The following is a 13,644-nucleotide window of genomic DNA, read 5'->3' as shown; positions in this document are numbered from 1 at the left end:
CAACCATTCAAACTCATCCCCCAACGGAGACCACCATGACCAAAGTTCTCGTCCTCTATTATTCCGCCTATGGCCATATCGAGGCGATGGCCAACGCCGTCGCCGAGGGCGCGCGCGAGGCCGGCGCCACCGTCGACGTCAAGCGCGTACCGGAGCTGGTGCCGGCCGAGGTCGCCAAAGCCTCCTATTACAAGGTCGATCAGGCCGCCCCCATCGCCAAGATTGAGGATCTCGCCAGCTACGACGCAATCATCGTCGGCACCGGCACCCGCTTCGGCCGCATGGCCTCGCAGATGGCGAACTTCCTCGACCAGGCGGGCGGGCTCTGGGCCAAGGGCGCGCTGCACGGCAAGGTCGGCGGCGCCTTCACATCGACTGCGACCCAGCATGGCGGCCAGGAGACGACGCTGTTCTCGATCATCACCAACCTCTTGCATTTCGGCATGGTCGTGGTCGGCATGAACTACGGCTTCGCCGGCCAGATGAAGCTCGACGAAGTCACGGGCGGCGCACCCTACGGCGCCACCACGATCACGGGCGGCGACGGCAGCCGCCAGCCCAGCGCCAACGAGCTCGCCGGCGCGCGCTATCAGGGCCGCCAGATCGCGGAGACCGCCAAGAAGCTCCATGGCTAAGCTCCATGGCTAGCCACACGGCTGATGCGACGGGCGGCATTCTCTTTCGGGAATGCCGCCTCAGCTCCGCTCGGTCTTCTTCCTGACGAGCTCACGGCCGATCGGCCGCGCCGGTTCGCTCCGCAGCACCAGCGAGGTCGTCACAGTGCCGAAACCGGCAATGCGATCCACGATCGTCTCCAGGTCTTCCGGCGCTGGAACCAGCACCTTCAACACGAAGCAGTCATCGCCGGTCACGCGATGGACCTCGATGATGTATGGAATCTCGCTGAATCTCTTCAGGCAGGTCTTGATGTGCTCATGCGACGTGCGCAGGCGCACCAGCGCCATCAGGCCAAGCCCGAGCGCACGCGGGTTGATCCGGGCACCGTAGCCTTCGATGATGCCGGCTTCCTCCAGCCGCTTGACGCGCTCGGAGACAGCCGGCTGGGACAGGCCGACGGAACGGCCAAGCTCGGACAACGGCACGCGCGCATTGGCCTGCAGCGCCTCCAGGATCTTCAGATCCTTGGCGTCGATGCTTCCGAAACGATCCAAGAAAATTCTCCATTCCGCCTTGAGATCATCGGCAGATGATCGACTCCGCCGATGACTTGCCATGTCCCGCAGCACCCTGACCGGCCACACTGCGCCCCCATCTCAGATATCACGGGACGATCATGCACGACATCATCACCTTGCCCGGCCTCGGCGGCTCCGGCGAAACCCATTGGCAGACCCTCTGGGAGCGCAGTGATGCGTGCTTCGGACGATTTCAGCCGACGAGCTGGGACCAGCCCGAGCTCGACGACTGGGAGCAATCGCTGGAGCGAGCGGTCAGGCGCTGCGCGAAGCCGCCGGTGCTGGTGGCCCACAGCCTCGCCTGCCTGCTGGTGGCGCACTGGGCCGCCCGCTTCCCATCCGCGATCGCCGGCGCGTTTCTGGTCGCGGTCCCCGATCCTGACGGCACCAGCTTTCCCGCCGAGGCCGCCGCGTTCAAGCCGGTCCCCGACCGCGGGCTGCGCTTCCCTTCGCTCATCATCGCCAGCACGAACGATCCCTATGGCAGCCTCGAGGTGACACAGCGACGCGCACGCGCCTGGCAGTCCGGCCTGATCGTGCCGGGCGCACTCGGCCACATCAATGGGTCGAGCGGGCTCGGCGACTGGCCGCAGGGTCGCGCGTTGCTGGATGCCTTCTGCGCGGGCCTTCCGAGATGACGGGCGAGCAGACAGCCTGTGTCAGCGCATCTTGCGTATCGCCCGCGCCGCGAGGGCGGCGGCCGCGGGATAGCGGCGCAGGCCCTGCGCGGCGTGGTCGCGCCATGCGAAAGGAGCGCCGCGCCAGGTCAGCGCGACGCTGACGTCGGTCAGCGGCACCCGCTCGGCGCCGAAGCGCCGCTTGTAGTCCTGATTGCCGATGCTGAGGTCGAAACGGCGCACGCCCGCCGCATGCATCGCGGCCATGGTGCGCTCGGCGACGAGCAGCCCCGGCGAGCAGCTCGACCATGAGTCGCCGCCGTGGCTGATGCGCAGCAGGTAATAAGTCGCGCCTTGCCTGATGCCGAATGACGTGCCGATGACAGCTTCATCGCAGACCAGTGCCGCAACGACGGCATAGCCTTCCGCGACGCCCTGGCGGGCAACCTCGCGGTAGAACTGCGCATGGGCGTCGTCATTGAGGACGAACCGCGAGCCGAGCTTTCGCATGCGCGCCTGCTGCTGCACATCCATGACGTCCAGCAGCTCATGCGCGCGCGCAACGTCCGCGGCGATCTCGAACCGCGCGCCTTGGTGACGGCTGAAGACGCGCCAGCAGCGCGGCATCTGCATGCGCTTGATCGACGCTTGATAGTTCTCATAGTCGTCGCCCATCAGCACGACATTGCCGTTCAGCGATGAGGATCCGATCCGCCCGAACGCCACCAGCGGATTCGGCTTGCCACCGACCTGGGCCGGCATCTTCTTCAGGCGGAGCAGGTCGAAGCGGTCCGGCAAGGCGCGCAATGCCTCGACCAGTGCCAAGCTGATCGCATCCATCGCCGCCGCGTCCAACGCGGCATCGCTCGCCAGGATCGGCGCGTTGTTGTCGGAGACGCCGAGATCGGCGAATTCGACGATGCGGATGCCGCGCCTGATGTGGCTGATCATCGGCACCATCGCGATGTCCTTGCCGGTGGCGGCATCCGAGATGATCGCGATCAGCGGCGCAAAATCGTGAAACGCCTCATACCATGCATCGAGCCAGTAACCATGCTGGAATGCGGTGCGATGCCCGGCGCTCAGACGCGACGCGGCCTGCCGCCAGTCACGCAGGAAATCGACAGCGATGTTCGACGTGCTGGACACAAGACCATCTGGTTGCTCGACGCTGAGGAACGTCATCTGCGGGGCATACGATTACTGAATGTTTCGAGATAGATTATGTTTTGTCGCGCATCACAAGAGACCTAGCCGCTCAATCGTTAAGCCGATGCCACCGTCGCCCCGACTGCGACAAGCTGTCAGCGCTCCGGTTCCATCTGCTCGACGCATTGGAACCTGGCGAGGAAATGCAGGCCGGCCACCGCGAGCGCGAACATGAACCAGATCGGATTCTGCCGTTCGAGCAGGAAGGTCTCGGTCGCGCCGTAGTACAGGCCGAACAGCCATACGGTCAGGAACAGCTTTGCCAGTGCGCCACTGCGGTTGTGTGTCTGGGCTGACTGGAAATTACGGAGGGGGGCGAGCACGAACACGAGGATCACGAGCAGCAGCCCCGGCAGGCCGACGGTGACCGCGAGGTCGAGATAGCTGTTGTGGCTGTGCGCCGCCGACGTCGCCCATTCGGCGCCCTGGGCGGTCTGCCGCGCCGTGACATCATCCCAGAAGGCGGCATAGCCGTGACCGATGACCGGCTTCTCGGCGACGGCCGCCAGCGCGAACTCCCAAATCGCGGAACGGCCCGTGAAGGTCGGATCAAGGGGAAGCAGCCGCGTCATGCCGCCGAGCGCCGGGCTCAAGACACTGCCGACTGTCAAAAGGTTCATCACGATCAGCGGCACGAAGCAGATGATCCGCTTCAGCCACAGACTCGGCGTCACGTAGACCAGCGACGCGAGCGCGTAGATCGCAAGGCACAGCACCGACGACGTCTTGCCGCCGGTGAAGATCAGGAAGATGCCGGCCAGCGCGGCGATCGCCGGTCCCATCACGAACGAGCCGACGGCGGTCAGGTAGATGCCGACATAGACCAGGATGGTCATCACGGGCGAGGCGATGTTCTTATGGCCAAAACTGCCGCGCCAGTCGCCGGCAAGCTGCGGCTCGCCAATATCAAGCCCGGTGTGGATCGAATAGTGCGGCGCGAGGAAGACGCCGAGATAGCAGAGCGCGAGCAGCACCAGCGCGGCAGCACCCAGGCACAGGTTGAAGCTGCGCTGCGTCGGCGGCAGCAATGGCAGCAGGACTGCGAGCGACGTCACGTTGGCGGCGAGCACGAAGCGCTGGATCGAAACGCCGCGGCTTTCGGAGAGGACGATGTTGATCACCAGCCAGCCCACGAGGCAGAGATGAAGCGGCGTCACCAGAGCCTTCAGCGCGGGCGCATCCGTGGTCGCGACGAGCAGCGCCGCGACCGCAGCGAGCAGTCCCCAGGATACATAGGCCAGCGCCATTCGTCCGCCGACGACGGTGGTGACGTCGGGATTCCGCAGGTCCGGGAACGGATCGAGCGTCACCAGCACCAGCAGCAGCGAGGCGACGGCGACGAGGCAGCGCGCCGCCTGCACGGCATTCAGCTGCGCCAGGCCGTCGCGGAAGGCGCGGCCCAACGGTCGGGCCTCGAGGTCAGTCATGTCGGCGGCGCTGCGGTCCATGCTGCGGTCCACGGCTCAAGACACTTGGTGACGCCGGTGAAGCTCGAGGTCCTGGCTCAAGCCCATTGAGCGTCCGTCACCAGGCCTTTCGGAAGTCTGCGCCGCCGGCTGCCGCACGATGTTCCGCGCGATCTCGTAATATTGCAGCGCCCGTTGCTCCAGCGTAAGGCTGTCCAGAATATAGCCGCGGGGGTCGAACGCGCCTGCGGCATATCCTTCCCAGAAATTGTCCCACCCCGCCTCGAACCCGGCGACGTCGACGAACTTGGCCCCGCAGCGCTCATCCCAATACGGCACCGACGACACCGGCGCGAACTGCACGCGGTGCGGATAGTAATCGGGGTCTCGCCACGGGCCGCCCGGATCCCAGGCGAATACCGGCACGCCGCAAGACAAGGCCTGCTGATAGGCGATGCCCTGGCTCTCGTTCTGGCACAGGAAGATCATCGCGCGCGAGGCCGCCAGCGCCGCCTGATAATCTTCTTCCTTGTAGCTGCCGTAACGGAGCTCGGTGAACGAGCGTCCCTCTTTTCGCAGGCGGGCGCGGACCGGTTCGATCAGCTCCGGCGCATAGCGCTCGCGATCCCAGTGGACCTTGTCGTAGATCAGCACATCGACGGCCTTCTGCGACGACGGCGACGGCGCCCAGAGATCGGTATCGATACCGACCGGCCAGGCCTCCGTCTCGGGCCAGTACGGCCGGTACATGTCGACGTACCAGGGGCCGGGCACCACGACCTTCTTCACCGGCAGGCGCTTGAACAAATCGGGGTCGTCGAGCGGATGATTGTGCGCGGCAACGCCGAGCAGGATCGGATTCTTCCACGCGAACTTGTCGAGCAGGAAGGTGCGGCCGACGATGCAGGCGAGCTCTTCGGGATGCCGCGCGATGTAGCCGTAATCGTTGACGCGGTAGCGGATACCAAGCCGGTCGAGCCCCGCACAGAGATTGAGGAACACGCGAAGCTGGCCGCTCATGCGCGGCTCGCCGAGCAGCAACCGGCGCGCCATCCGCCGCAGATGCCGGTCGCCGGGAAACCAGCGATCGTCCTTGTCCTCATAGAAGAGGTTGAGGATCATCGCATCTGGGTCGTGTTCGAATGTCTTTGCGGGCACTGGATTCCATCCGCGGCAACCGGATGCGCATTCTCGCATGGGACCGGCGGTCGCACTCTCCCAAATTTGCCACAGGCTTAATGCCAGCGGCTTAACGCTAATTGACGAAACCAGCGCCGCGCACGGCTTCCCGACAACGATCCGGCTGTAATGCGAGTATCATTCGCGGGCATGCCCATGTTGCGATCGATCGCATCATCCATTCAGCAGATGCGCCCTGGTTAACAGACTCTTAAAGGCGAGCCGTGGCTCAGATCACCGCCGAAGACGTTCTCGATTTGCCGGCAACCAGACGCGTCGTTCCGGCGGCACGCCAACCGCTGCCCTCGAGCTCGACGGTGTCCGTCGTCATTCCCGCCAAGAACGTTGCGGCCTATGTCGGCGAAACCCTCGCCAGCGCACTGGCGCAGGGCGACGTGGGCGAAGTGATCGTCGTGGACGACGGCTCGACCGACAACACCGCCGCCATCGTCCGCGGCATTCGCGATCCGCGGCTGCGCCTGATCACGAATGATTCCGCCGGCGTGTCGGCAGCGCGCAATCTCGGTGCACGATATGCCCGCGGCGACTGGCTGCTGTTCCTCGATGCCGACGACCGCCTTCGCGCCGGCGCAGTGGCGGCGCTGCTGGAGGCAGCACGCGCGGCTCCGCGGGCGGTGCTCGTCTATGGCGATTACAACACGATCGACAGCGAAGGACATCAGATCGGCCGGCGCGGCCTGCTGAAGGGGCGCCGGAAGCCGTCCGGCGACGTGCTGACGCGGCTCGCCGCCGGCAATTTCATCGTCAATGGCGGCATCGCGCTCGCGCGCGCGGAAGCTTTGCGGGCCATCGGCGGCTTTGATACGTCCTTGAGATATTGCGAGGACTGGCATTGCTGGTGCCGTCTGGCGGCGATCGGCGAGTTCGAATTCGCGCCAAAACTGCTGCTCGATTATCGCTTGCACACCGCCAACACCATGAACGCCGCGGTCCGGACGCCAAAGGATTTCTTCCCTGCCATCGCGCGGGTATTCGACGACGGGCTGATCCTGGCACGCCTGCCCGAGGGCACGGCGGCCGGATTGCGCCTCGCCGCCGAACTTCATCTCATCACCTACTCGGCGATGCAGGCGGTTCGTTTCGGCCGATATCGCCAGGCTTTTGGCTATCTTGGAATGGTCGGCCGCCGCTCGCTCAAGGCGTTGCCGCGCGCCGCGGCCAGGACTGCCCTCGCCCGCTTCGGCATCTAATCGTCACGACACGATCTTCGAGGCCTCATAGGGCTTCGGCTCGATCCCGAACGCGGCGAGCATCGAGCCGAGCGCGACCATCACGGGATGGATCGCGACGACGGCCTTCGACGACGTCAACAGACCTGCGGACCGAATTAGCGAGAGCGGCAACCGTCCGAGCATCTGTATGAACACCCGCGCCCGCGCCGTCGCGCTCTGCGCGGCCTTGTACTGCACGCGATAATTGATCGCGCCGATGCGCAGGCCGCGCTTGGCGATCCAGCCAAGGCTGGTGCGGCTTTGCGGCACGGTCTCGGTGATGACGGCCTCCGCCGTCCAGTGGAAGATCATGCCGGCATCACGGCACCGCACGAAGAAATCGCAATCGCCGCCGCCGAGGAAATTGAAGCGCAGGTCGAAGGCGGGACGGTCGAACCGCTCGAAGGCCGCGCGCGTGATCAGACAATTGCCGCAGCCATAGATTAGCGGCACCGCGCCGGAATAGTCGTAGGCGGGACGGAAAGCGGGATGACGCGACAGCCACGGCTTGCTGTCGTCATCGAACACAGGCAGCACCGGCCCGCCGACCACGTCGGCGCCGGTCGCCTCCGCGGTGCGGACCATCAATTCGAGCCAGTCGCTTGACGCGATCTCGTCGTCGTCGATCATCAGGAAGCGGGTCGCGGCTGGAAACAGCGCCTGCGCCGTCTCGAACGCAGCATTGATGGCCTGGCAATTGCCCTGCCGCTTCTCGACGAGGCAGACACCCTGCAGCCTGCCGGCGGCCAGAAACTCCGCGGCAACCGGCGCGCTCTCGCGCTGCGCGGCATCGTTCTCGACCATGACGACGGCAAAGGAACGCGGGGTCCGCTGGTTCGCCAGCGACTCCAGCGTCAGCCGCAGATGCTGCGGACGGCGGAAGCAGGGGATGCAGACGACGATACCGACCGACAGGTCGATGACGCGGGAGCTCGCCGCGATCTCCCGGTTGGGATCGCGCACGGCATCCGCGATACGCGTGGCAGACAGGTCTGTCGGGATCAATGTCATGACGTTCTAGATGTCCGAGATATATTGAAAAAGCCCTGCTTCATTCGTACGTCCCGCGACGGCACATCGTCGCGGGACAGATGCGTCCCAAAACGAACGGCCAGTTGATGGCGCGTGCCCGCGCCTCACGCCAGTCTCCCGGCCGTCCCAAGACAACATCATGCGTTTAACCGCTTTCGCCTGTTTCTCCCGCGAAATCATGCGCACGCGGTACTGCAATTCGCGGTCCACGCGTCGATCAAGACCCAACATGAACAATGCCGTAGTTAATGCGCATGCGCATTAACCCGACCGTAAGCACTGCGACCGGTGAGACGGCGCGGCATCAGATTTGCTCTTCGGGCTCGCGATATTTTTCCTGTAAATTTGAATAGAACAAGCGCGGTCAGAAAATATGAACAAGCCAGCCACGATCGATTTTGCGACAGCCACGGCGATCCGGATCCCCGCGACCGCGGCCCCCGTCCAGGCACTTCACGATCTCGTCCCGGGCGAAGCGCGCGACAGCCTGCTCGCCGTTCACGACGTGCTGCGCCGTGAACTGCCGCAAGGCCAGCTCGCCATCTATGAAGCCGGCGGCGGCTCGTGCAGCGTCCTGCCGCCGGAATTGCCTGGACGCAGCAAGGTCACCGTCGTCGACATCGACGAGGACCAGGTCCGCAACAACACCTACGCGGATGAGGCTATCCTCGGCGACGTGCAGACCTACCGCTTCGAGCGCGAGACCTTCGATCTCGTGATCTGCTACAACGTGATCGAGCATCTGCCCCACGTCGACGCCGCGCTCCTGAATTTCCGCGATGCGCTCAAGCGCGGCGGCATGATCCTGATCGGCGCGCCCAATCCCCGCTCGCTCTCCGGCGTCGTCACCAAATATTCGCCGCACTGGTTTCACGTCTGGTTCTACCGGCACATCCGCGGCATCAAGGATGCCGGCATGCCCGGTGAGCCACCGTTCCCGACCTTCTTCCATCCGCTGGTGACGCTGCCCCGGCTCGAAGCCTTCGCGGCCGCCAACGGCCTTGAGATGATCTACCGCCGCGAGGTCGAGAGTCCGCGCTATCCCGAGATGCGCCGGAGCAAGCCGCTGTTCGCGGCGCTCGTGGACGCCGGCGCCGCCGTGCTGAATACCATGCTTTCGCGCGGGACCGACGTCCGTCGCGGCGACTATCACGTCATCCTGCGGAAGAGCTGACCATCATGGCGCGCGCGCGGCCCATTGCGGAACAAGCGGAGCTTCGCAGCCATGCCGCGCGCGGTAACGAACCGTTAATCTCCAGGGAGCCCCGGCATCGCTGGCGTCACGAGGACGCACTGCGGAGTGGCATGCGCTTAAACGCTTTGTTTGCCATTTCGGTGAATAGTCCCTCAATGAGTATGGTTAATTTTCCCTGTTGCGTTGATTGGGCACCTATATCCCGGGTGCATGGCGTAGAGCGAAGAGTAGCCCCTCAGCCTGCGGCATTTGGAATGAAAGCTGGGGATCATGCTTGACTATAACCAGCCGATAGATCGGGCCAGACCGGAGTCGCCGCAACAGAGGCCCCAGGCCGGCTTCAACGTGCTGGAGCTCGCCAATTTGCTCTGGCGACGCAAGATCGCGATTGCCGCGGCTGCCCTGCTCGGTGCAACGCTTGCCGTCACCGTGGGCAAGAGCCTGACACCCCGCTACACCGCCACCGCCCAGCTCTATGTCGATCCGCGCGAGCTTCAGCTCGTCGACCGCGAACTCACACCGCGCGCGCAGGACGTCTCCGGCATGGCCATGGTGGTGGAGAGCCAGGCGCGGCTGATCACCTCCAACAGCGTACTGCTCAAGGTGATCCAGCAGGCGGGTCTCGACAAGGACCCGGAATTCGGCGGCGGCAGCGACGGCCAGAGCCTGATGTCGTCGCTGCTCGGCCTGATCGGTCTGCAGCCCCGCGCTCCCTCCGCTGCGGACAACAAGGAGGTGCAGCTTGCGGCACTCGAGGCGCTGAACAGGCACATCACGATCCGCAAGACCGAAAAGAGCTTCATCGTCGACATCGAGGTCTGGTCGACGGATCCGGCGAAGGCGGCGATGCTCGCCAACACGCTGACCAATGCCTATCTCGCCGAGTCCCGCAACTCGCAGGCTTCGGCCGCACGGCGCGCCACCAACGACCTCTCCGGCCGCCTCAAGGAGCTGCGCGAGCGGCTGCGCAACGCCGAGACCGCGCTCGCCACCTACAAGGCCCAGAACAATTTCGTCGGCACCCAGGATGCGCTGATCAGCGATCAGCAGCTTTCCGCCAGCAACCAGCGGCTTTCCGCGGCCCGCGCGGCGACGATGGATGCCCAGGCGCGGCTCGACCAGATCGAGGCGAGCCGCCGTACCGCGGCCGATGCCGGCGCGATCCCGGAGGCGCTGCAATCGCCGACGATTGCGAACCTGCGCGCGCAATATGCCGATGCGCGCAAGAAATATGCTGAGCAGGCCGGCGAGCTCGGGCCGCGCCATCCGGCACTGCGCCAGACCGAGAAGCAGGTCGAGGATCTCAAGCGCACCATCAGCGAGGAGATCGATCGCTTCGCCCAGTCGGCCAAGAACGATCTGACGCGCGCCCGCGACTATGAGGCCTCGCTCAACCGGGCCACGGAAGCGCAGAAGCGGCAGAGCGTGCAGCTCAGCCAGGCCGCCGTCCGTCTGCGCGAGCTCGAGCGCGAGGCCGATGCCAGCCGCGACGTCTATCAATCCTTCCTCAAGCGCTCGCGCGAGACCGAGGAGCAGGAGACGCTGAACACTTCGGCGGCCCGCGTCATCGGCGAAGCGACGGTGCCGCAGCGGCGCTCGTTCCCGCCCGCCATGAGCCTGTTCGCCATGATCGGCTTCATCTTCGGCGCGCTCGCGGCGTCAAGCTGGTTCGCCGCGGTCGAACTCCTGCTCGTCGGCGCGCCGGCGCCCGCGCCAGTCCGCCGTGCGGGCAAGCCGGCACCGGAGAGAACGCGCGCTCCCGAGGTATTGCCGGCTCCGGCAGCTCCGCAACCTCCTCAGGTCTCGCGACCTCAGGAAGTGGCGCAGGCGCTGCCAGAACTTGCCGCGCCATCGCTGCAGCCTGCGATGGTCGAAAAGCCCCAGATCGAAAAGCCGCTGATCGCCCGTCTCCAGGAGGCCGACGTCATCCACACGCTCGGAGCCATTCTCGCCACTGGCGGCGGCGTCGACCTCACCCGGCTGGGCTGGCCGACATTGCGGCCCGGCTTTCCGCTGACGAAGCTGCTCAACGCCTGGCGCGATATGCGCACTGCCGTGGCCCGGCGCGCCGGCGACAAGGCGATGCCGGTCATCGCGCTCGTCGGCGCCGGCGAGACCACCGGACGCAGCGTGATCGCGCTGAATTTCGCGCTTGCGGCTGCGCGCGACGGCGCCCGCGTGCTGATGATCGATGCCGACCATCAGGCCCACGCACTCTCGAACAAGGTCAGCCGCCCCGGCAGGAACGAACCGAGCAGGCTCGGCTGGCTCTCGATCGGCAGCAAGGCCGCACGCGAGATCAGGACGGTCAACGGCATTTCGGTGCTGCCGGCCGGCGAGGGCGACGCCGGCAAGGCTACCGATGCGATCCGCAAGGCGATTGCGCAGGCGCGCGCCGCGGGCGGCTATGACCTCGTGATCCTCGACGGCCCCGTGATGCCGCTTCTTGCCGGCGGCCGAAAGCTGCTGGACGACACCGACGCGCTGGTGGCGGTGCTGCCGACCAGCCTCGACATCAACGACAGCCTGGAAGAGATCCTGACCGCGCTGGGCCGCGCCGAGCGCAAGCTCGTCGGCGTCGTGCTGGACGAGCTCACCCCTGCAATCCAAACGCGCCAGCGAGGCAGACAATATGCTTGAGCGTCGCGTCAACCTCGACGGACGGGCAGCAACGGCCGACGTGCCGCGAATCACCGTCGGCGGGCTCCGCATGGCCGCGATCGATCTGGAAGCGACCGCCGATTTCATGATCGAAGCGACCGATCCCGACAATCGCATCGGCCGTCCGTTGTTCCTGACCTCGGCCAACGGCGAGGTGCTGGCGCGCTGCTCGACGGAACCGCAGACCGAGCGCCTGTTCCGCGCCGCCGACCTGATCAACGCCGACGGCCAGCCGCTGGTGGCGGCATCAAAGCTGCAATCCTGGTTTCCCCTGCCCGAGCGCGTCGCGACCACGGACCTGTTCCACGTCGTCGCGCGCAAGGCGGAAGCGGTCGGCCGCACTTTCTACATGTTCGGCGCCAGCGAGGCCGAAAACGTTGTGGCGGTCGAGAACGTCCAGAAGATGTATCCGAACCTCAAGATCATCGGACGCAGCCACGGCTATCTGCGAGGCGAGGCGCTGCGCGCCAAAATCGAGGAGATCAACGCGCTTGCGCCGGACTATCTGTGGGTCGCGCTCGGCGTGCCCAACGAGCAGGCATTCGTCGAGGAATTCACGCCGTACCTGACCAATGTTGGCGTTATCAAGACATCAGGCGGCCTGTTCAACTTTTTGTCGGGCAGCCGTTCCCGCGCGCCGCAATGGATGCAGAAGATCGGACTCGAATGGGCCTGGCGCACCTTGCTCGAGCCGCGCCGCCTGTTCTGGCGCTATTTGACCACCAACCCCCGCGCGCTCTATCTTCTCTTCAGCCGCAACCGGCCCCTCCGCTAAGAGAAGAGCAGAAGACGATATGACCGACCGACCGACCGTCCTCGTCACCGGGGGCGCGGGCTATATTGGCTCGCATGCCTGCCGCGCATTGACCGCCGCCGGCTACCAGCCCGTCGTTTATGACAATCTCTCGACAGGTCATCGCAGCTTCGTTGCCGGCCCCCTGGTGACGGGCGATCTGCTCGACGGCACGGCGCTGGCACGCGCCTTCGCCGACCACAAAATCACGGCGGTGATGCATTTCGCGGCGGCGAGCCTGGTCGGCGAGTCCATGACCGATCCGCAGAAATACTACATCAACAACGTTCAGGGCACGCTGTCGCTGTTGCAGGCGATGCGCAACGCAGGCTGCCATCGCATCGTGTTCTCCTCGACCGGCGCCGTCTACGGCAATGCCGATTCCAAGGAGCTGCCGGAAGACTTTCCCTGCATGCCGATCAACCCCTATGGCGCGTCGAAATTGATGATCGAGCGGATGCTCGCCGATTATCGCTCGGCCTATGGCTTCGGCGCGTTCTGCCTGCGCTATTTCAACGCCAGCGGCGCCGATCCGGCCGGCGGCATCGGCGAGCTGCGCGACAATGAAACCCACCTCATTCCCCGCGCCATGATGGCGCTGCAGGGCCATGTCGACTTCGCGGTGTTCGGCGACGACTACGACACGCCCGACGGAACCGCGATCCGCGACTACATCCACGTCACCGACCTCGCCGCGGCGCATGTCGCGGCCTTGAAGCTGCTGGAAGAGGGGCATGCCGGCGGCAGCTTCAATCTCGGCACCGGCTCCGGCTTTTCCGTGCGCGAGATCCTGAACGCGATCAGGCAGGAGACCGGCCGCGAGGTGCCGCACACCGTCAAGCCGCGCCGCGCCGGCGATCCCACTTATCTGGTCGCAGATCCTTCCGCTGCGCGAAAGGTGCTGAACTTCGTGCCTGGCCATTCCGACCTGGCGACGGTCATCCGCACCGCCTGGGCCTGGCACCAGAAGGCGCATCCGTTCAGACAGCGTTAGGCAATCGGGGCGCCCGCGCCTTGATCAGCGGAGGCGTGAACGGCTAGACTGGGCCTTCGCTGCCGGCGACGATGCCGGCATGCATGCTCGGCCGATTGAGCGAGCCGATTTTTCCGAGCGTCAGGTCACG

Annotated in this window: 12 protein-coding genes; 7 read left to right on the top strand and 5 right to left on the bottom strand. The window is 65.4% G+C overall.

The window, feature by feature from the left end; translation table 11 throughout:
- Window positions 1–35 precede the first annotated feature (35 nt).
- Window positions 36–635 carry an NAD(P)H:quinone oxidoreductase gene (gene wrbA / locus A3AS_RS0131835; RefSeq protein WP_018321536.1) on the top strand — a complete coding sequence of 200 codons (600 nt, stop codon included), beginning with the start codon at window positions 36–38 and terminating at the stop codon, window positions 633–635.
- Window positions 636–695: 60 nt separating this feature from the next.
- Here the strand turns inward: wrbA and A3AS_RS0131830 are convergent, their stop codons facing one another.
- Window positions 696–1,172 carry an Lrp/AsnC family transcriptional regulator gene (locus A3AS_RS0131830; RefSeq protein ID WP_018321535.1) on the bottom strand — a complete coding sequence of 159 codons (477 nt, stop codon included), beginning with the start codon at window positions 1,170–1,172 and terminating at the stop codon, window positions 696–698.
- Window positions 1,173–1,294: 122 nt separating this feature from the next.
- On the opposite strand from A3AS_RS0131830, the gene A3AS_RS0131825 reads away from it, so the two are divergent.
- Window positions 1,295–1,834, top strand: coding sequence for an alpha/beta hydrolase (locus A3AS_RS0131825; RefSeq protein ID WP_018321534.1), 540 nt, complete (start codon window positions 1,295–1,297; stop codon window positions 1,832–1,834).
- Window positions 1,835–1,855: 21 nt separating this feature from the next.
- On the opposite strand, the gene A3AS_RS48575 is transcribed toward A3AS_RS0131825, so the two are convergent.
- The 3 genes from A3AS_RS48575 to A3AS_RS44105 all read right to left on the bottom strand — a co-directional run bounded on the left by A3AS_RS48575 (window position 1,856) and on the right by A3AS_RS44105 (window position 5,586).
- A complete protein-coding gene (locus tag A3AS_RS48575) occupies window positions 1,856–2,998 on the bottom strand; it encodes a GNAT family N-acetyltransferase (protein ID WP_018321533.1) in 1,143 nt (380 codons plus the stop codon).
- Between the two features lie 119 nt (window positions 2,999–3,117).
- Window positions 3,118–4,470 carry an O-antigen ligase gene (locus A3AS_RS0131815; RefSeq protein WP_026202569.1) on the bottom strand — a complete coding sequence of 451 codons (1,353 nt, stop codon included), beginning with the start codon at window positions 4,468–4,470 and terminating at the stop codon, window positions 3,118–3,120.
- Window positions 4,471–4,485: 15 nt separating this feature from the next.
- Complete coding sequence (locus A3AS_RS44105; RefSeq protein ID WP_018321531.1) at window positions 4,486–5,586, bottom strand: glycosyltransferase; 1,101 nt, start codon at window positions 5,584–5,586, stop codon at window positions 4,486–4,488.
- Window positions 5,587–5,831: 245 nt separating this feature from the next.
- On the opposite strand from A3AS_RS44105, the gene A3AS_RS0131805 reads away from it, so the two are divergent.
- Window positions 5,832–6,818, top strand: a complete 987-nt coding sequence (locus tag A3AS_RS0131805) for a glycosyltransferase (RefSeq protein ID WP_018321530.1) — start codon at window positions 5,832–5,834, stop codon at window positions 6,816–6,818.
- Between the two features lie 3 nt (window positions 6,819–6,821).
- On the opposite strand, the gene A3AS_RS0131800 is transcribed toward A3AS_RS0131805, so the two are convergent.
- On the bottom strand, window positions 6,822–7,850 hold the full coding sequence (locus A3AS_RS0131800; protein WP_018321529.1) for a glycosyltransferase family 2 protein: 1,029 nt from the start codon (window positions 7,848–7,850) through the stop codon (window positions 6,822–6,824).
- Between the two features lie 394 nt (window positions 7,851–8,244).
- On the opposite strand from A3AS_RS0131800, the gene A3AS_RS0131795 reads away from it, so the two are divergent.
- The 4 genes from A3AS_RS0131795 to galE all read left to right on the top strand — a co-directional run bounded on the left by A3AS_RS0131795 (window position 8,245) and on the right by galE (window position 13,514).
- The gene (locus A3AS_RS0131795) at window positions 8,245–9,045 is read left to right on the top strand and encodes a bifunctional 2-polyprenyl-6-hydroxyphenol methylase/3-demethylubiquinol 3-O-methyltransferase UbiG (protein WP_018321528.1); all 801 of its coding nucleotides are present in this window, start codon (window positions 8,245–8,247) and stop codon (window positions 9,043–9,045) included.
- Window positions 9,046–9,336: 291 nt separating this feature from the next.
- Window positions 9,337–11,706, top strand: a complete 2,370-nt coding sequence (locus tag A3AS_RS0131790; protein ID WP_018321527.1) for an exopolysaccharide transport family protein — start codon at window positions 9,337–9,339, stop codon at window positions 11,704–11,706.
- A complete protein-coding gene (locus A3AS_RS0131785) occupies window positions 11,699–12,502 on the top strand; it encodes a WecB/TagA/CpsF family glycosyltransferase (protein ID WP_018321526.1) in 804 nt (267 codons plus the stop codon). Before A3AS_RS0131790 ends, A3AS_RS0131785 begins: the two co-directional genes overlap by 8 nt.
- Before the next feature lie 19 nt (window positions 12,503–12,521).
- Window positions 12,522–13,514, top strand: a complete 993-nt coding sequence (gene galE, locus A3AS_RS0131780; RefSeq protein ID WP_018321525.1) for a UDP-glucose 4-epimerase GalE — start codon at window positions 12,522–12,524, stop codon at window positions 13,512–13,514.
- The last annotated feature ends 130 nt before the right edge of the window (window positions 13,515–13,644 follow it).

This window comes from Bradyrhizobium sp. WSM2793, assembly GCF_000379585.1.
GTDB lineage: Bacteria > Pseudomonadota > Alphaproteobacteria > Rhizobiales > Xanthobacteraceae > Bradyrhizobium.
This window is presented reverse-complemented; position numbering and strand designations above follow the sequence as displayed.